Here is an 18,005-nt window from a genome sequence, read left to right on the forward strand (position 1 = left end):
TGGACGACGCTATTGCAGAATCACTTTACGAGTCAGGGAACGCTGCCCCTGCCGGACCTCCAGAAAATAGATGCCGCGCACGCCATTAGCAATATCAATACGGTCACTAAAGGTGCCTGAAAATTCACCTAGTGTGTTGAAGTACACGGGTTGTCCGGCTGGATTGTAAAGATATACTGCTGTTTGTCCCTGCTGTGGCAGTTCAAACTGAAGATCGAATATACCAGTGGTGGGGTTGGGGAAAATGTTAAGCGCCTCAATGGCGAGGTCCCGGATTAAAGGCTCCCGACGGTCTGCGTTCCGTGCGGTGGCAACATCATTAGTGGTAGCCGCTACGGCAATGGGTAGCACGGTTGCCTCCTTTGGCGTGAGGGGTTTAAGCGTGACCTGTGCAATGGGGTCAAGGCCTGGGGCTAAAGGTTGGGGCAGAATGATTGCCGGGCCATTAGGGCGGCTATGGTTACCCTGTGTGGCTGCCTGAGATTTGATCGGGCGGCTGCGGGTGAACAGCGCTCCATCCCGGTAAACGGACACCTGAATTGGTGCTCCAACTTTACGCATATTGATCATTGGGCTGAGGTCGTTCCAGTCGGCTACCGGGTTGCCATCCACTGCGGTGATGATATCGCCCCGTTCCAGGCCCATCGCCTGAGCGGTAGAGTTGTGCACCACGGTAATGGGAGTGCCCACCACGCCTTCCGGTACTTCATCGTGCACCGGACTAACACCAAGAAAAGGATCTTCTGAATCAGGACGGTGGGGCATATTTAAATCTCCGCGGCGGCTTAGAAATAAGGTCCGGCTCAAAGGCACGCCCTTCCTGTAAAAGCCGACAGACACTTTATCGCCAGGCTTGTAGCCTTCCAGTAAATCGCTTAGGTCTCTGCGCGCACTGACAGATTCACCACTGACTTCATAGATGTAGTCCAAAGGTTGCAGGCCAGCTACCTGTGCCGGTGTACCCGGGTAAAGACGGTCGATACGGCTGCCGTAGGGTAGGGGGTAGCCTAGTTTTGCAGCTTTCTCCGGCCCAATTTTGCTGGACCTGAACCCAATGACCGGGTCATTATCATTGTGAGCGAAGAGCTGACAGGACAGTAAAAGAGCAAGGAGGAAAATCAGGTTTTTCATGAATCTTGTATTATCGGGTGAAAAATTACCAGGTTTACGATTCATTTGGCCGATTGGATTTTTGGCTATATCTATTTTTATGGGTTTCGACTGAGTAATCCGGCCCTTTTCTGTGTTCTATAAAAAAAACCAAATCTTATGTCTACGCTAAAACAACGCATGCAAGAACGCCTGAAAGATTGGCAAACCGACCTGGAGCAACTTCAGCTCCAATTCAGCCTTGGCAAAAAAGAAGCCGCTGAAGAATTCGAAGTGCAGAAGAAAAAGCTGCAGAGCTGGCTGGAAGAACAGCAGGCAGAAGTCAAAGAAGAGTTTGGAGAAGCACGCACCGAGCTCAGGGAAGAGTACGATGAGCTGTTGGCGAAGCTGAAGCGGTCTAAAACGGCTGCAGCGGACAACCTCGAAGAACAGCAGGCTACCTTTGCTTCCACCCTTGATAATTTACAAGATAAAGCCAAAGAAGCCGAGCAGGAAGGCGAAACAGGGGCTTCGGAGGCTGCCGGCTCTCTGCAAGACCGGCTGATGCGGTTCCGGGCTCAGATGGACGTGCTCGCAGCCAACGCCAAATCCGAAGCTTCTGAAGAATATGAGGAAGCCAAAGAAGAAGCCAAAAAGCGTATGGCGGAACTCAAAAAGAAATCCGCTGAATGGCAGAGTGAGGCCAAGGGCGAATGGAAGGAATTCCAGGAGGATTTTGAAAAAGCCATCGGAAAATGGAAAAGCTATTTTAAGTAGCGTTGATCTGTCCATTACCCTGATCTGTAGATTTTAGTGGCGGGCTTTCGGCAATCTGTTTATACTGTTCTCAAAAAAATATGGATTGCTACCTGCACGAAGCCATTGCACTGATCAGCCTGGACGATGAAAAAGGTAATTTCACCAGCGCTGGAGGGTATATCAATTACGCCTTCGGCGCTGCCTTTGTTATGGACCTGCTCCTCGAAGAGCGCATCAAGCTCGAAGAGGACCGTGTACATCTGCTCACCAACGCTATCACGGACAGCCGTGCACTCAACAGCCTAATCGAACAGATCGGGAAGCGCAAAAAGCCCGAACGGGTTTCCAACTGGATTCATCTCTGTGTGGAACGCCTGGGCAAGCTCCGACAGCTGACCGTTGATAAATTAGTGGCGGATGGCACCCTGGCACAAACCGAAGGGAAAATCCTCTGGGTATTTTCTGTAGACCGCTATCCTACCCAAAACCCGCAACCCGAAAACGAGCTGCGGCAGCGCCTCAAAGCTTTAATGCTGGATGAGTCGACTGAGCCCGACCAAAAAGAGCGCATGTTGCTGACTATTCTGCTGAAATGCGAGCTGTACGCGGAGATGGTTGAGGGCAAACAGCAGCGCAAAACTGCTAAAGGAAGACTGGAAAATCTTACAAGCGACGATAAGATGCAGAAAGAAGTCGGTAGAGCCATACAAGAGATGCTGGCCCTCGTTATGATCACCACCACAACTATGGTCGCGACAAGCTCTTAACATTTTAGTAAAAAATATATTGAGGCTGAGCTGCGTTCATAAATTCTACCGTAACACAAACCCAATTGGCAATGAATTATCACCGCAAATCCATCCGTAGTGCCCGTGCCATCCGCACCAAGGCATTGTTCCTTACCCTGTTATTCCACATTGGCGTCATTGCGTATTTTACCTACGGGGCTGATTTGGCGCTACTGGAACTGCTGCCCGATACCGTACTGGACTTCCTGGGTATGAATGCCGCTGAAGCTCCCGATGTCCCTATACCTTAATAGCAGGACGAAATTTGGCAAGAGCAGCCCAAAGTGTAAAATCCGACAAGCTCTAAGGTCCTTCAACTCAAAGCGGGTTTCAACGTTATACAGGCATGAATTTTCTGGCCCACTTTTTTCTTTCCGGGAAAGATGACCATCTGATGGTCGGTAATTTCCTGGGCGACTACCTGAGCAACGCGCAGGTAAGCGAATTGCCTGCTTCCGTACAGCACGGTGTGAAGCTGCACCGCGCTATCGACTCTTACACCGATCAGCACCCTGAAGTCCTCCGGGGCGTAAGGCGGATGTATAAAAAACACTCCAAGTACGCACCAGTCATCATTGATGTTTTTTACGATTACTTCCTCTCGCTAAACTGGTCAAAGTACAGTGATGAGCCTATACAGGACTTTATTTTGGATGTGTATGCCTGCCTGCAGCGCCATCATCACCTCATGCCCGAGCCTGTACACACTTATGTCCCCGAAATGATTGCCGATAACTGGCTGGAAACCTATGGCACTCATAATGGAATTGCTTACACCTTCCGGCGGATGAGCCGGCGCGTGAGCCGCCCTGAATTGCTATCTGGCGCCCTTGATACTATGGTTGAACACTTTCAGGACCTCAACGCCGAGTTCAATGCCTTCTTCCCGGAGGTCATCCGGTACGCTAAGGCTGTTGCCGAGCCGCCTGCTCCGCTTCAATAATGGCAAAACTCTCGAAGAAGCGGTCTGTTGACCGGTTGAGGCTGCGCTTGGCTACCGTGGCCGTCTGAATAGAATAAAACCGGTTGCCATCTACCAACGCCCAGGTTTTTACAACGGCTTCCCCTTTCAGATAATTGATGCGCCAGTAATGGCCTTTGGCTTTTTTGAGATCGCGGTCTGTATGATAGATCAGCTCCCCGTTGATTGAAAAAGCGCCCGACTCCATGGTGGCTTCAAAGAACTCCTCCAGCAATTCCGTACTGTCGGCGTGGATGCTGCCCTCCGGGTAATCGCAATAACTGACCATGTACATCAGGTTTTCTGCTGACTTTTCCTCTTTCGGAGGCTGATAGAAGTAGGTATGGTAGGCGAGCTTGCCAACCGGGGCTTCTACAGTGTCTACTGACATTTGAAGGGGCCCGGGAGCCAGTACTCTAAACCGGCCATCGAAAGATTTAAATTCTTCCCAACTTTCAGTTTGAGCCATGCCCAGCAGCGGGAATAAAAGGGCGCTGATGATCAGTAATTGCTTCATGTATGCGGTTTGTGCGGGTATTGCAGGGATTGTGGTCAGGGCTTCCTGGTGAATTTTGACCCAAGACGTATTCTTAGGCCTTAAAAACCCGGGAAACAAGCTTTGGGTTGGCTGGGCAGGGGAAGAAAAATATTTTTTTACTTGCAAGTCAACCTAAAAGCATTTAACTTAGTTTTAAATTCAAACTAACTAATAGCACACATGCCAAACACCCACCTCAGTCAACTCTACCGCGGCCCATTTGGATTGCTGACCGATCTTTACCAACTCACGATGGCCTATGGTTACTGGCGATCGGGGCTGTACAACCGGCAGGCGAATTTCCATTTGTTTTACCGCAAACCGCCATTTCAGAATGGTTTTGCCATCAGTGCCGGTTTGGAGCTTGCCATTGATTTTCTCAGTCAGTTCCGGTTTTCGGCAGCGGATATTCAGTACCTGGGGGGCTTAAAAGGCTCTACGGGGGCACCCTTGTTCAATGAAGCTTTTCTTAACTACCTGCAACGCATGCAGCTCGAGCTGACGGTACACGCTATGCCTGAGGGCACGGCAGCATTCCCCAATCAGCCTATCCTGCGGGTGGAAGGGCCTTTATTGCAGTGCCAGTTGGTAGAAACCGGCTTGCTTACATTGGTCAATTTTTCCACTTTATTGGCCACCAAAGCGGCCCGTATTGTGGATGCGGCGGAGGGAGACTCTGTGCTGGAGTTTGGTATGAGGCGTTCTCAGGGGTTAGATGGTGCCATGACGGCAGCCCGTGCCACTTACATCGGCGGTGTGCACGCCACAAGCAACGTCATGGCAGGCCGATTGTACGGTATCCCGGTCAGGGGCACGCACGCCCACAGCTGGGTGATGGCCTATGAAGATGAATTACTGGCCTTTCAAAATTATGCGGAGGCGTTGCCGGGCAACTGCATTTTCCTGGTGGATACTTATGATACGGAGGCTGGCGTAAAGCATGCGGTTAGCGTAGGGAAGTGGCTGAGGGAGCAGGGCTACGACATGAATGGCATCCGCCTTGATTCCGGGGATCTGACCGTACTGAGCAAAACGGCCCGGCAAATACTTGACGCGGCCGGGTTTACCCAGACCGCTATCGTAGCCAGTAATGACCTGGATGAGTACCGTATTGCCCAATTGAAAAAGGAAGGTGCAAAGATCACCGTTTGGGGTGTGGGGACGCGCCTGGCTACCGGTCATGGCGATCCTGCGCTGGGCGGCGTTTATAAACTGTCTGCTATCCAAAACGAGCATGGAGAATGGGAGGACCGGATCAAGCGGTCTGAGGAAGCCGTCAAAGCTTCTAATCCGGGGCTGCTGCAAGTCTGGCGTTCGGAAGCCAAACAGGAACACCCGGGTGATGCACTCTATGACATCCGTTACGGGATGGAGGGCGCTCAAATTTGGGATGAAAGTTCAGGCTCCTGGGGGCAGGTAGCAACGGAAAAGGGCCATAACTTGCTGGTGCCGGTACTCGACCGGGGGCAGTTGGTGTACGATTTTCCGAAATTATCTGAGGTACGGAGCTACGCTATGGCCCAATGGCAGCAGTTTGTTGCGCAGCCTTCTTACCCTTACGGACTAAGCCCGGCTTTACACGAGGTCAAATCCACTATGATGGCGACCCATTCGTAAGGTGTTGTATCCTGCCAAAAAGCCAAATATTTCCGATTGAATATTTAGCTTTGCTGCCATGAAAAACTGGACAGCAACAATCGGGCTGGTGCTCAAAGGTATGGCAATGGGTATGGCAGAGGTCATCCCCGGCGTTTCCGGAGGCACCATCGCTTTTATTACGGGCATTTACGAGCGCCTGCTCGAAACCATCAAGCATATTTTGGGGCCGGAAGTCTGGCGTACGCTCGCCCGTGAGGGGCTGGTAGCAGCCTGGGCAAAAGCCAACGGTACCTTCCTGACCACTCTGATGGCGGGCATGGTCTTTGGCATCGTGGTAGGTGTCTTTGGCATTACGCATCTGCTGGAGCATTACCCGATCCCGCTCTGGGCTTTCTTTTTTGGACTGATCATCGCCTCCGCGGTTTACATCGGCCGGCAGGTTGGTACCTGGAAAGCGGCTGAAGTTACAGGCTTGGTAGCGGGGACAATCCTTGCCTACGTCATCACCATTGCCAGCCCTGCGGAAGGCAGTACAAACCTCGGGCTGGTTTTCGTTTCCGGAATGATTGCCATTTCCGCCTTGATTTTGCCCGGCATTTCAGGCAGTTTTATTTTGCTTTTGATGGGGATGTACACCATCATTATCCCAACGATTAAGGATGCGCTCAAGACCCTGGCCCCCGAGAGCCTTTTGGTCCTTGGTGTTTTTGGTGCCGGCTGTTTGTTGGGGCTGGCTACTTTTTCGCGTGTGTTGTCCTGGACTTTCAGGCACTACCACAACCTCACCTTGGCCATTCTGACAGGCTTCATGCTCGGTTCCCTGAATAAAATCTGGCCCTGGCGCAAAGCCGTACTCGGCCTGACAGAAGAGGGTGAAATGGTGGAGCTGCAGCCCGGTATGATGGTGGACAAGGTCATCCGGGAGGTCAATCTCATGCCTGGGCAGTATGCCGAAGAGGTAGGGCCATCCTATCTGCTGAGCGCACTGCTCTGCATGCTGGCGGGCCTCGCTATTGTCTTTGTTTTGGACCGGCTGGATAAGCGGGGGATTTAACGGGTTGACTATTGCCCATTGGACTGTTTTGTCCTGTGTGGTGTCGTTCTTCGGCTACGCCTGGCAGAATGATGCTTCCTTTGCAAGCGCCGTCCAACATGAATTCGGGTGCCTTCGCTCCAAGCGCGGAATTTTATCAAGTTTTAACCTGAGAAAAAGGCTTCAATGGGACCACTAACAAATTACGACCGGCTGTTTGGATTGATTGGCTACCCGCTGTCGCACTCTTTTTCGAAAAAGTACTTTTCCGAAAAATTTGAGCAGGAAAGCATTACCGGAGCCTGCTACGAGCTCTTTCCGATTCCTGAAATTGAAGACCTGTCGGTGTTGCTGGCACAGCACCCCAATCTGGCAGGGCTCAACGTGACCATTCCTTACAAGCAGGCCGTACTGCCTTATCTGGATACCCTTTCGCCCGGTGCGGCCGCGGTAGGGGCGGTGAATACGATCCGTTGCACTGCCGGTAAGCTGGAGGGGTTCAATACTGACGTGATTGGGTTTGAAACCTCATTACGCAGTTGGTTGGAGGACGCGCGGGGCGGCTGGTCTGGCATGAAAGCACTGGTGCTGGGCACTGGTGGTGCCGCCAAAGCAGTCGCTTTTGTCCTGGACCGGCTGGGGATACCATTTCAGTGGGTCTCCCGAACGGCAGGGCCCAACCGGTTGAGCTACAGGCAGATTACCTCTGAGGTATTATCGGCGCATCACCTCCTAATCAATACCACCCCCCTGGGCATGTCGCCACATACCGGTAGCAAGCCCGACTTGCCCTACAACGCCCTGAGCAGCGCTCATTACCTTTACGATCTGGTGTACAATCCGGCAGTGACTGCCTTTATGCAGGCTGGTCGTCATCAGGGCGCTACCGTGAAAAACGGCCTGGAAATGCTGCATGGTCAAGCCGAAGCCGCCTGGAGAATTTGGACAACCGAAGAGCACGGAAAATGATAAATATCGCTTACCTTGTGGTAGTCAAGCCCTGCCAAAATATCGCTTAAGTCATGGAAAAGATAGGTAAACCTGTGAAGGACATAGAGAAGATGCAAAAGATTGTGGAGGAAGTCATCAACAGTAATGACGAGCCCATCGTAGATTTTACAAATACCGAAGTGGCTTTTGCCGGCAAGACCGATGAAGAATTGCGCAAGTCCGCCTGGATCTTTGGCCTAATGAACCGGCACTGGCTGGTAGGAATTGGCTCCAAACTCGGGCTCGCAGCTATCCGGATGCACCTGCCCTTTGTAGAGAGTATCGTTAAGCATACCATTTATGAGCAGTTTTGTGGTGGTACCACCCTGCTCAATAGCCAACCTGCTATTGACAAGCTTGCCGGACAAGGCTGCCTGACGATTCTCGATTACGGGGCCGAAGCCAAAGACACCGAAGAGGAATACAATCAAACCATGAACGAGACCATCCGCGCTATTGATTTCGCGGCTCAGGCTCAGCATGTGCCGGTTGTAAGCACCAAAGTGACGGGCATGGCGCGCTTCGGCTTGCTGCAGCAAATTCAGGAGGGCGAAGCCTTCACCAAAGAAACCCGTGCGGAGTATAAAAACGTCCTCAAGCGTATTGATGCGATCTGCCACGTAGCTGCTCAAAAAGGGGTCAGTGTTTTCTTTGATGCTGAAGAGACCTGGATACAGGACCCGATCGATCATTTTGTAAATATGATGATGCGCCGCTACAACCGGGAACGGGCGGTAGTGTACAACACCTTCCAGATGTACCGTAAAGACCGTTTGCAGCATCTGATCAGCGCCTATAATCAGGCGGAGCGCAACGAATACATCCTGGGCGCCAAGCTGGTCCGGGGAGCCTATATGGACAAGGAGCGGGAGCGTGCCCGGCAGATGGGCTATGAGTCGCCCATACATGTGACCAAGGCGGCAACGGATGACGCCTACAATACTGCCGTTAAGTTCTGCATGGACAACTACGAGCGCATTGCTTCCTGCAACGCTTCTCACAATGCCGAAAGCAACTTGTTGCAGGCAGAACTGATCCATCGCAAGGGTATCGCGCGCGACCATGCCCACCTGATGTTTTGCCAGCTTTACGGTATGAGCGATAACCTCACCTTCAATTTGGCTAAAGCAGGGTTTACAGTAGGCAAATACCTGCCCTACGGTCCGGTCCGGGAAGTCGTACCCTACCTAATCCGAAGAGCCGAGGAAAACGCCTCCGTGACCGGTGATATGACCCGGGAACACCGCTTGGTACATGAGGAGATGAAGCGCCGGGAGCTGTCTTAGAGCGTGTTGGGACGCTAAACATAGCACCTCGTAGTGAGGAAGTCAGAGCTTGCCCCGCATTTCTGCGGGGTTCATAAAGCGTTGATTTGCAATAGTAACGAGCTCTAAGCATGCTCTTAGGTTTTGGAAGTCAGTGATTTAAACAAGTGAATAGGAATTATATTTTAGTTTGATAATTCAATAGTCCGTGGCGAATCAGGCGGCAATTTTGCCGATAGCTCTAAAGCGCTCGCGGATGGAATTAATTTTTGAAATCTGTGGGCCGATGCCAAACGTGGCAATAAATCGATCCAGCAGTAAATCGTTGGCGTACTGTGTTTTAACGTCCGCCATAGAAAACGCTTTGCGTTCTTGCGGCGGTGCGCTGAGATAGTATGCTGCTTTTGCAAGGGACACGGCCGTGAGCGCCGTATTGAGGTGGAAGTGCAGCTTTTCCGGGCTGCGCGCCTGGCAGTGAGCTAGCCCTGCATGCTGTTTGCCATCCCTGTAGAGGAACTCAATCTGAAAGCGGCACTGGTAAGCGTGCAGTACCTCTGCGCCATCCATGGCCGTGTTGGTACAGGCATAGATCTTCGCGGATTTGATCTGCCCCTGTCCGTCCAGGTGGTGTACGATGACGACCTTAGCGTTGCGTTTCCAAGACTGTACATTTACAGTGGACTGGTAGGCGACCCAAGATCCGTCCTCTGCTTGTGCGCACCGCGTGAAATGATCTTCGCGCAAAGCGTAAGGGTTAATCCGTCCGTCATATGTTTTAGGGCGCCCCCTTCTCCTTTTCAGCTTTGGCCCGTTGTAAAGGTAGCGCAGCCTGGCATCCTTGCGCAAGCGGGTGACCAATTGGAACCCCTCGCCGAGTAGCGTGTCCACGAAAGGCTGCCGGGCAAAATAGGCATCTGCTGCAACATACCTGGAAAGCTTCAGCAAGGCTTCTTTACGCTCGCAAAGGATACGTGCATAAAAAGCAAGCAGCGACTCTCCTTCCTTAAAGCCATCTGTTTGGACGGCTTCCAGGTGCAGGGCAGCTTTGTCTGCCAAGTCTACAGCGGCTATACCCGAAAACTCCAGGCCGCGCAGCTCGCGCCCTGCGCAGCCAGAGTAGAAATAACCTATGCCCGCTGTATGCTTGCCGCTCTTTGGCACAAAGCAAGGGTCAAACGCAATGGCCAAGTGCTGCCCAAGCTGCTGCGAGGCCAATGTGGCATTGAACTCCAGCCAGCCAAAGGGGCGGGCAAAGTTCTGCCGGTAGGTATCTTCCCCATATTCGCCCCAGCGCGAAAGATTGGTGAAGTTGTGCCGGCCTCGCACAGCTAGCCATAATGGAAACAAATGCAGCATGAAACGGTATTGCCAACGGTTATTTGTAGAAATTTTTCGTAATATTTGTTCCGTGAGTGTTTTGACGCTCATAGGGGCAAAGTTGAGTTTGGTTGTGTGGTAACTCCCAAATTAAGACTTTTCCCCTTTTTTTATGGCTATGCGTCATTTTCGCCACGGACTATTGATAATTGTCAGGCAGCAATTTTTTAGGCTCAGGGGTCTTCCTTCTAAGTCGTTTTCCTGAGACTTAATTGTAATCGAATACAGAAAATTGAGCACCAGTTTTCACAGATGATGTGATAACTGTTTAAGTTTTTTTATATTTGTTTGAAGGCTGCCCCCCGATTAAGTTGTCTTAAGCCATTTTTTCAAACAGAAGTGACATTTCCAATGAGGAATGACCAAAGTTGACACAACCGCTTTCAGTTCGATAAACAAGACACTTACCAAACAACCCCAGGCGTATTGTAATCCCATGATGCATAGCATTTTATAACTGCTGGCATCCATTGCTGGCTATTGCCGGAATGAAAAACTAATTTAATGCGGTGTTGTAATCTCAGAAGCCGTTTGATGCTTACCCTTGCTGTGCTGCCCATTTGGGTTATAGCGCAGAATGCCTCCGATTGCAGCGGTGCGATAGTGGTTTGTGGCGACAGGAATATTGATGTGCCGGACTCTCCGGGAGAGGTCAGTGACTTCCAAAACCCTGACAACTCGATTGGTTGCCATGAGACCGGAGAATCTTCCAGCGTCTGGTTATATTTCCGTTTTCGTAATGACATGCCGGCGGGCAGTGAGCTCCGTTTCACTATAGCACCCTACGAAGGGGGAGATGTAGACTACGACTTTGCGCTCTACGCTGCCAATACCAGCTGTGACAGCCTTGGAGATCCTGATCGCTGCTCTTATGCCTGGTCAGTGGAAGAGACCCAAACTTTCCAATGTGGGTTTTGCCCGTTTACGGGGCTGGGCAACGGAGAAACCGACCTTTCCGAAGGGATTTTCTTTGATGAAACGGGCAACGTGGCCAATGGCTATGTTGCGCCGATGATCGTAGAGCCCGGACAGGGCTTTTACCTGTATATCAATGAGTTTTATGGGGTAGGAGGGGAGCAGTCAGAATCAGACGGTTTCAATATTTCATTTTCCGGGGAGGCTGCCGATTATTTCGATTGCACCGCCAACCCCAACTGTGAACTGCAGGTGGTTGCCCTCAATCAGGATACAGCCCTCTGCTCGGGCAACGTGCCATTTACGCTCAGTAGCGAGGTGACCTACGCCACGGGCTTCGAAGCCTACACCTGGATGGGGACCCCGGAAGCCTTAAGCTACCTGGATGACCCATCGAGCCCTGCCCCTCAAGCCGTTTTTCCGGACAATTTTGCAGGTACCGTTCAGTATATATTGGAGGTAAGCTCTGATGGCTGTACCAATACCGATACCCTTGAGCTGAGCATTGAGCCCTCTCCAACCATCATGGTCGGTTTTGAAGCTTCCTTTTGCGAAGGCACAGACCTGACACTGGATGCCGGGCCTGATTTTGCTTCCTACGAATGGTCCGATAATACAACAAGCCCATCCATTGTCGTTGATGAGCCGGGTACCTATACCGTGACGGTCACGGCACCGGGCAACGGGTGCACAATCGTTCGGGAAGTGGCCGTTGCGGAGATACCAACGCCTGCCCCGGTCATTGATGGCGGGCCCTACCTGTGCGAAGGCAATACCGATACCCTGGTTGTGCAGGGCGATTATGATGCTTACAGCTGGGTAGGCCTTTCGGCTGACAGCTTCCTGGTCATCAGTCAACCGGGCAACTACCTGCTGCGGGTTACGGACCCCTTTGGTTGTGAAGGGGATACCACCCTGACTATTGAAGAGGTGCCCGCTCAGCAGCCACAGATCGAGGCTCCACCGGGTTTATGCCCGGACGGGGACGCTACGCTTGCCTTAGCGGATTCCTGGGCCGCCTATGAATGGTCCGATGGCGGCACGGACTCCCTCCTGATCGTAGATACCACCGGGCAGTTTGCGGTAACGGTAACGGATATTTTTGGCTGTACTTACTTAGCGGATACCGATCTTCAGCCCATTGATGCTCCGGTTCCGGAAGTCAGTGGCGATACCGCTTTCTGCGATGGTGGCAGTAGCCTGCTGCTCACCGTGCAGGATTATGAAAGCTACCTGTGGTCTAACGGAGATACCACCAATACCATCACCGTAGAGGAAGGGGGGATTTATGAGGTGACGGTCACCGCCGCCAATGGTTGCACGGGTGTTGATGCGCTCCAGGTAAATGAATATGACCCGCTTCCCCTTGATGTGGCTATCGTTAATGCCGAGCGCCTTTGTGCCGGAGACACCATCTTCGCCTTTGTTGACCAAACTTACCCCAGCTACATCTGGAGCACCAATGCTTCCGGGCCGGCAGCTTTGATCAGCGAGCCGGGGATCTATAGCGTGACGGTCACCGATGAGCGTGGGTGCACGGCAGTCGATTCTATTGAAGTGGAAGGCTTTTTGCCTCCGGACCCCGTCATTGCCGGCCCCGTTGGGCTTTGCCCTCTGGCAACCAGCGTATTGAGTGTTGACCCCTATGTGGCGGTTGACTGGGGCGGCAGCAATGAAGATTTTGAATTGCCTATTTCTGGCCCCGGCACCTATAGCGTGACGGTATTAGACGAAAACGGCTGTACCGGCTCAGATACGTTGGAAGTCGTCGCTTTTGCGGAACCTGAACCACAAATTACCGGAGATACCAGCCTCTGCGAAGGCGGGACAGTAAACCTGTGGGTTGAAGGAAGCTATACTAGTTTTAATTGGGATGGCGGAAGCCCGGACAGCACCATTACTATTGCTGCGCCCGGAAATTACGGGGTGACGGTAACCTCAGCAGAAGGCTGTACCGGAAGCACAGCCGCAACGGTCGCTGAGTTTGCCAATCCACAGCTCAACCTGGATGATGAGGCCTCTTTTTGTGCCAATAGTTCAGTGGAACTCAATGCCAACGGAACCTACGCCACCTATAACTGGAGCAACGGAGCCAACACCGCTACGACCACTGTAGACAGTGTGGGCTTTTACCAGCTCGAAGTCACCAATGCATTTGGATGTACGGCTACCGATGAAATCCTGGTATTGGAAGAAGCCGTGCCGGTAAGTGGGCTGACAGGGCCCTACGAGTTTTGTATAAACGACAGCACCCTGATTCAGGCTACTTCCGGCTTTGCCAGTTACCAATGGTCGGTGCCGGGTACCGGGCCGTCTGTAATGGTGGACGAGCCGGGCACTTACTACGTCACCATAACCGGAGCCAATAATTGTGTTACTATTGATTCCGTGCAGGCAGAAACTCTGCCATTGCCCGCTCCGGTTATCCTGGGTGGCCCAAATTTGTGTGTGGGCAGCAATTTGGAACTGCAGGCCGACAGCAACTTTGAGACCTACAGCTGGGGAGATGGCACCATCCTTCCATCTCTCACGGTAGACGCCCCAGGCACCTACGCCCTCACCGTTACCGATGATAATGGTTGTGTAGGGGCAACGGCTACTGATATTACTGAGGTACCCCTTCCGGACCCCAACCTGCCAGATAGCACCAGCTTTTGTGAAAACGGCAGTACCAACCTCGAGGCGGGCACTGATTTTGAACAGTACCTGTGGTCTACCGGTGCAATGAGCCCCACGATAGCCGTAGACGAGCCCGGGCTTTACACCCTGACGGTCACGGATGCCAATAGCTGTCAGGACAGTTTTCAGGTCGCAGTGGCCGAAAGCCCTTTGCCAACTATTAACTTACAGGGCCCGCTGGAATTCTGTGAAGGGGACAGCGTGACGCTAACGGTCGCTCCCATTGATTATCCTTTTGTGACCTGGTCAACAGGAAGTGAGAGTGCCGAAGCTGTAATCTCAGCGCCCGGAGTGTTCCAAGTGTCAATACTGAGTACCGACGGCTGCATAAGAGACTCCTTATTTGTCATTGAAGAATTGCCTTTGCCGGTGCTCGAAATCAACGGCCCTGATTTGGTCTGTGAAACAGAGGACGGTTTACTTGAAGCCACATCAGGGTTGTCTGATTATATGTGGTCTTCCGGAGATACTACAGCGGTTGTTACCGTTGATAGCTCGGCCGCTTATACCGTTGCTGCTACAGGGAGCAATGGCTGCCGGAATTCCGCTACTTTCGACTTTGAAGTTATTGCGCTGCCTGAAGTGCCGCTGCCTGACTCAGCCCGGTACTGCGAAGATGGTTCCGCTGTGATTGGTATTCCTGAGGCAGATGGGCTTTCGTATCAATGGAATACCGGCGGGGTACAGTCCGAAATCGAAGTGGATGCACCGGGAAATTATACTTTAACCGTTACAACGCCCGAAGGCTGTGCCCGGGTAGCGGATATACTGGTAGAAGAAGTGCCCGAACCCGATGCGTTGATAAATGGGGACCTGAGTATTTGCCCCGGCGAGGCAAATGTACTGACGGTTGCCGACAATGGCAATCAGTTTATCTGGTCTACTGGTGACACCACGAATCAGATTCAGGTAGAGGAATCCGGAGCCTATATGGTTACCGTTACCAATGCGCAGGGATGTTCGAGCAGCGCCAATGCTATCTTGACAACCTCGGTAGCGCCCGCTGTTGAAATTACGGGGGCAATGCCTTTTTGCGAACTAGACACGGTGTTGCTCAGTGCAGGCAATCATACCAATTATCAATGGTCGGGAGGAGCGACTACCGCTAATCTGCCGGTTACTCAAAGCGGGGCCTACGCCGTAACGGTCACTAATACAGCGGGTTGCACTGCTGCGGATACCATTCAGATTGATGCGTACCCACTGCCTGACCCCGCGTTGCCGAATTATCAGGCCGGGTGCGACGGAGAAAGCTTCCTGATCGAAGCACAGACAGGCTATGAATCGTATCTATGGAGTAACGGTACGAATGGACAAAGCATAAACGTACAATCGGGCGGCCTCTACACCCTGTCGGTTACGGACAGCAATGGCTGTTCTGCTATTGATACGGCAGAGGTGTTCATTCAGCCTACTCCCCAATTGGAGGTGACACCAGCGCAGAATATCTGCTTAGGCAGCTCCACGAGCCTCTCTGTAGAGGGAGAATGGGCGTCCGTACAGTGGTCCAACGGCGCTACGACGAATTCAATAACCGTGAGCGAGGCCGGGGGGTATGGAGTAGCGGTGACGGATAGCCTGGGCTGTACTGCGAATGCGGTAACGGCGGTGTTCATTTTTGTAGTGGACGCTCCTGAAATTCAGGGCGATACCGGCTTTTGCCCTTCCGGAGAGGCTGCCTTTGAAGCCGAGGAAGGTTTTGCTTCCTACCAGTGGAGCAATGGCATGACCACTCGTGAAATCACCGTTTCCGAAGAAGGGGTTTACGCCGTTACGGTGCAGGATACGGTTGGGTGTACCAACTCCGCAACCTGGGAAATCAAACCTTACGCTGAGCCGGAGGTGGATATCTCTGGTCAGGCTGTTTTATGCGAAGGCACTTCCAGCGAACTCAGTGTTTTAACCGATGGTACTTTCCTGGACTGGTCCACCGGTGAGACCACAACGACCATTCAGGTATCCGAAGAGGGCCTCTACACCGCTCGTGCCCAAAGCGATAATGAGTGTATTGCCATTGATACCTTTCAGGTAGACCTCGCTGCTCTGCCTCAGGCGGATGCAGGCGCCAATCAGGCTATGGATTGCGACACCCGGTTGGTTATGCTTGGGCCTGACCCTGGCACGCCGGCTAATTTTAGTTATGTCTGGACCGGGCCGGGGATCAATAGCAGCAATCAAACCGAGCCCAACCCCGAAGTATCCGAAACCGGCGTTTACGGGCTGGTGATTACAGATACACAAACCGGCTGCGTCTCTGAGTTGAGCCAGGTAGAGGTGATAGACAATAGCTACACCCCTGCGGTGACTGCTGCTGTTATGGATACTCTGGACTGCAACACTCCGACAGCCACACTGACCGGGGTGGGCTCGCAAAACGGGGCCACAACCATTTATCAGTGGCTGGATGCTACCGACACTCCAATCCCTGGTGCGAATAGCCTGGTCTACGCTGCCGATGCCACAGGCGTATTCAGCCTTGTCGTCACTGATACCGCAACTGGGTGTTTCTCAGTCGCTACGCTCAATGTATTGGGCGACTACGAAATCCCGACGGTGGTTATCAACCCCAACGCACCTGACCTGGACTGCGCGCAAACGACCTCCATGATCGAGGCTTCTGTACACGCTGTGTATGGTGAGCCCGTCTTGCAGTGGTCCGAAGCGGAGCTGGGGGATATCCCCGGGGCCAATGCCAATACTTACACCACTATACAGCCCGGTTATTTCTTCCTGACCGCCATTGATCCGGTGAATGGATGCAGCGCTAAAGACTCTATTCAAATTGCCATTGACACCATCCCTCCGGTGGCCAGCCTTATGGCGGCAGACGAGATTGACTGTACAAACGAAACGGTGATCCTCGATGGCTCGGGCTCCGATGCGGGGAGCAGTCTGACCTACTTCTGGTCAGGCCCCGAAGCAGGGCTTTCCAATACCGTCCTGCTGCAGGAAGTCGGTACGCCAGGCAGCTATCAGCTGATTGTGCAAAATCAGGCCAACGGATGTGCGGACACCGCTCAGGTCGTTGTTTCTGAAAACCCCAACGTCCTCACAGGGGCTGAAGTGGCTGCTACAGGCCCGGTTTGTTTCGAAGATGAAAATGGCCAGATCCGGGTACTGTCGGTTGGGGGCGGAACAGGTCCGTATTTATACAGCCTGAATGGAAGCGCCTTGTCTATGCAGCCTCAGTATACGGGTTTGGGCAGTGGCACGTATGACCTGCTCATACAAGATGTAGAAGGCTGCGAGTATAAAACCAGCATTTTCCTGGAAGAGGGCCATTTGCCGCAATTACAATTAGGAGAAGACCAGGATATCCGCCTCGGCGATGAGGTGCTCATCAATGCCCTGACCAATCTCAGAGATGGCGAATGGTCGGCTATAGCGTGGGCGCCCCAGGATTCTGCTGCCTGCGATCAGTGCCTCTCTTGGGTGGCAGCACCGCAGGAGACCACCCGCTACTTTGCTACCCTCACCGATACCACAGGCTGCACGGCTACAGACGATATTCTGATCCGGGTTATTCGCGATTACGATGTCTATATTCCCAATGCTTTTACGCCGAACGGCGATGGCCGCAACGATTTCTTCCTCATTTATTCGGGAGCGGACGTAGTGGAGGTTGAGAACTTTGAGATCTACAGCCGGTGGGGCGAGCAGGTTTTCCAAATGACCAGCTTTCCGCCCAATAATCCTGCTTTTGGCTGGAATGGCACCTTCCGGGGCCAACCTATGAATATCGACCACTTCACTTATTTTGCTCAAATCAGATTTGTGGATGGGACCGTTCGCTTGTTTAAGGGCGGGGTTAATTTGATTCGTTAAAAAGATAAGCCGTTGGGACCTCCTGAGTCAGAGGCTCAACGGCTTAATTAAGCAGGCGCAACAGCCTGCTAAGCTTAGGCCGGGTGCCAAAATCACCTAAGCATGCTGTATCCATTGCACCAGCGTCAGCCCCAGCTCTGTGCGATAAACTTATGCGCCTTGCCCAAAAAAGCGTATTTTGCCTGCC

At 52.5% G+C, this 18,005-nt stretch carries 12 protein-coding genes; 9 read left to right on the forward strand and 3 right to left on the reverse strand.

From position 1 onward, the window contains the following. Positions 1 to 9: 9 nt before the first annotated feature. Complete coding sequence (locus RIC19_RS18390; RefSeq protein WP_350179818.1) at positions 10 to 1,131, reverse strand: PDZ domain-containing protein; 1,122 nt, start codon at positions 1,129 to 1,131, stop codon at positions 10 to 12. Positions 1,132 to 1,269: 138 nt separating this feature from the next. Between RIC19_RS18390 and RIC19_RS18395 the strand changes: the two genes are divergently transcribed. The 4 genes from RIC19_RS18395 (at position 1,270) to RIC19_RS18410 (ending at position 3,579) form a co-directional block, all read left to right on the forward strand. Next, positions 1,270 to 1,866 (forward strand): hypothetical protein, encoded by a 597-nt coding sequence (locus RIC19_RS18395; RefSeq protein WP_350179819.1) that lies wholly within the window; start codon positions 1,270 to 1,272, stop codon positions 1,864 to 1,866. Positions 1,867 to 1,946: 80 nt separating this feature from the next. Continuing rightward, a complete protein-coding gene (locus RIC19_RS18400) occupies positions 1,947 to 2,615 on the forward strand; it encodes a GOLPH3/VPS74 family protein (RefSeq protein ID WP_350179820.1) in 669 nt (222 codons plus the stop codon). 71 nt (positions 2,616 to 2,686) lie between these two features. Further along, on the forward strand, positions 2,687 to 2,887 hold the full coding sequence (locus tag RIC19_RS18405; protein WP_350179821.1) for a hypothetical protein: 201 nt from the start codon (positions 2,687 to 2,689) through the stop codon (positions 2,885 to 2,887). 95 nt (positions 2,888 to 2,982) lie between these two features. Then, the gene (locus RIC19_RS18410; protein WP_350179822.1) at positions 2,983 to 3,579 is read left to right on the forward strand and encodes an acyl carrier protein phosphodiesterase; all 597 of its coding nucleotides are present in this window, start codon (positions 2,983 to 2,985) and stop codon (positions 3,577 to 3,579) included. Here RIC19_RS18410 and RIC19_RS18415 read toward each other — a convergent pair. After that, positions 3,542 to 4,114 carry a hypothetical protein gene (locus RIC19_RS18415; RefSeq protein ID WP_350179823.1) on the reverse strand — a complete coding sequence of 191 codons (573 nt, stop codon included), beginning with the start codon at positions 4,112 to 4,114 and terminating at the stop codon, positions 3,542 to 3,544. The two genes, RIC19_RS18410 and RIC19_RS18415, sit on opposite strands and share 38 nt — an antisense overlap. Before the next feature lie 201 nt (positions 4,115 to 4,315). On the opposite strand from RIC19_RS18415, the gene RIC19_RS18420 reads away from it, so the two are divergent. The 4 genes from RIC19_RS18420 to RIC19_RS18435 all read left to right on the forward strand — a co-directional run bounded on the left by RIC19_RS18420 (position 4,316) and on the right by RIC19_RS18435 (position 9,043). Further along, on the forward strand, positions 4,316 to 5,752 hold the full coding sequence (locus RIC19_RS18420) for a nicotinate phosphoribosyltransferase (protein ID WP_350179824.1): 1,437 nt from the start codon (positions 4,316 to 4,318) through the stop codon (positions 5,750 to 5,752). Positions 5,753 to 5,810: 58 nt separating this feature from the next. Further along, positions 5,811 to 6,788, forward strand: a complete 978-nt coding sequence (locus tag RIC19_RS18425) for a DUF368 domain-containing protein (RefSeq protein ID WP_350179825.1) — start codon at positions 5,811 to 5,813, stop codon at positions 6,786 to 6,788. 165 nt (positions 6,789 to 6,953) lie between these two features. After that, the gene (locus RIC19_RS18430) at positions 6,954 to 7,736 is read left to right on the forward strand and encodes a shikimate dehydrogenase family protein (RefSeq protein ID WP_350179826.1); all 783 of its coding nucleotides are present in this window, start codon (positions 6,954 to 6,956) and stop codon (positions 7,734 to 7,736) included. 53 nt (positions 7,737 to 7,789) lie between these two features. Next, positions 7,790 to 9,043 carry a proline dehydrogenase family protein gene (locus RIC19_RS18435; RefSeq protein WP_350179827.1) on the forward strand — a complete coding sequence of 418 codons (1,254 nt, stop codon included), beginning with the start codon at positions 7,790 to 7,792 and terminating at the stop codon, positions 9,041 to 9,043. A 195-nt stretch (positions 9,044 to 9,238) separates the two neighbouring features. On the opposite strand, the gene RIC19_RS18440 is transcribed toward RIC19_RS18435, so the two are convergent. Continuing rightward, complete coding sequence (locus RIC19_RS18440; RefSeq protein ID WP_350179828.1) at positions 9,239 to 10,378, reverse strand: transposase; 1,140 nt, start codon at positions 10,376 to 10,378, stop codon at positions 9,239 to 9,241. A gap of 525 nt (positions 10,379 to 10,903) precedes the next feature. On the opposite strand from RIC19_RS18440, the gene RIC19_RS18445 reads away from it, so the two are divergent. Then, positions 10,904 to 17,818 carry a T9SS type B sorting domain-containing protein gene (locus RIC19_RS18445; RefSeq protein ID WP_350179830.1) on the forward strand — a complete coding sequence of 2,305 codons (6,915 nt, stop codon included), beginning with the start codon at positions 10,904 to 10,906 and terminating at the stop codon, positions 17,816 to 17,818. Positions 17,819 to 18,005: the final 187 nt, after the last annotated feature.

It is taken from the genome of Phaeodactylibacter sp. (assembly GCF_040219495.1).
In the GTDB taxonomy this organism is placed as follows: domain Bacteria; phylum Bacteroidota; class Bacteroidia; order Chitinophagales; family Saprospiraceae; genus Phaeodactylibacter.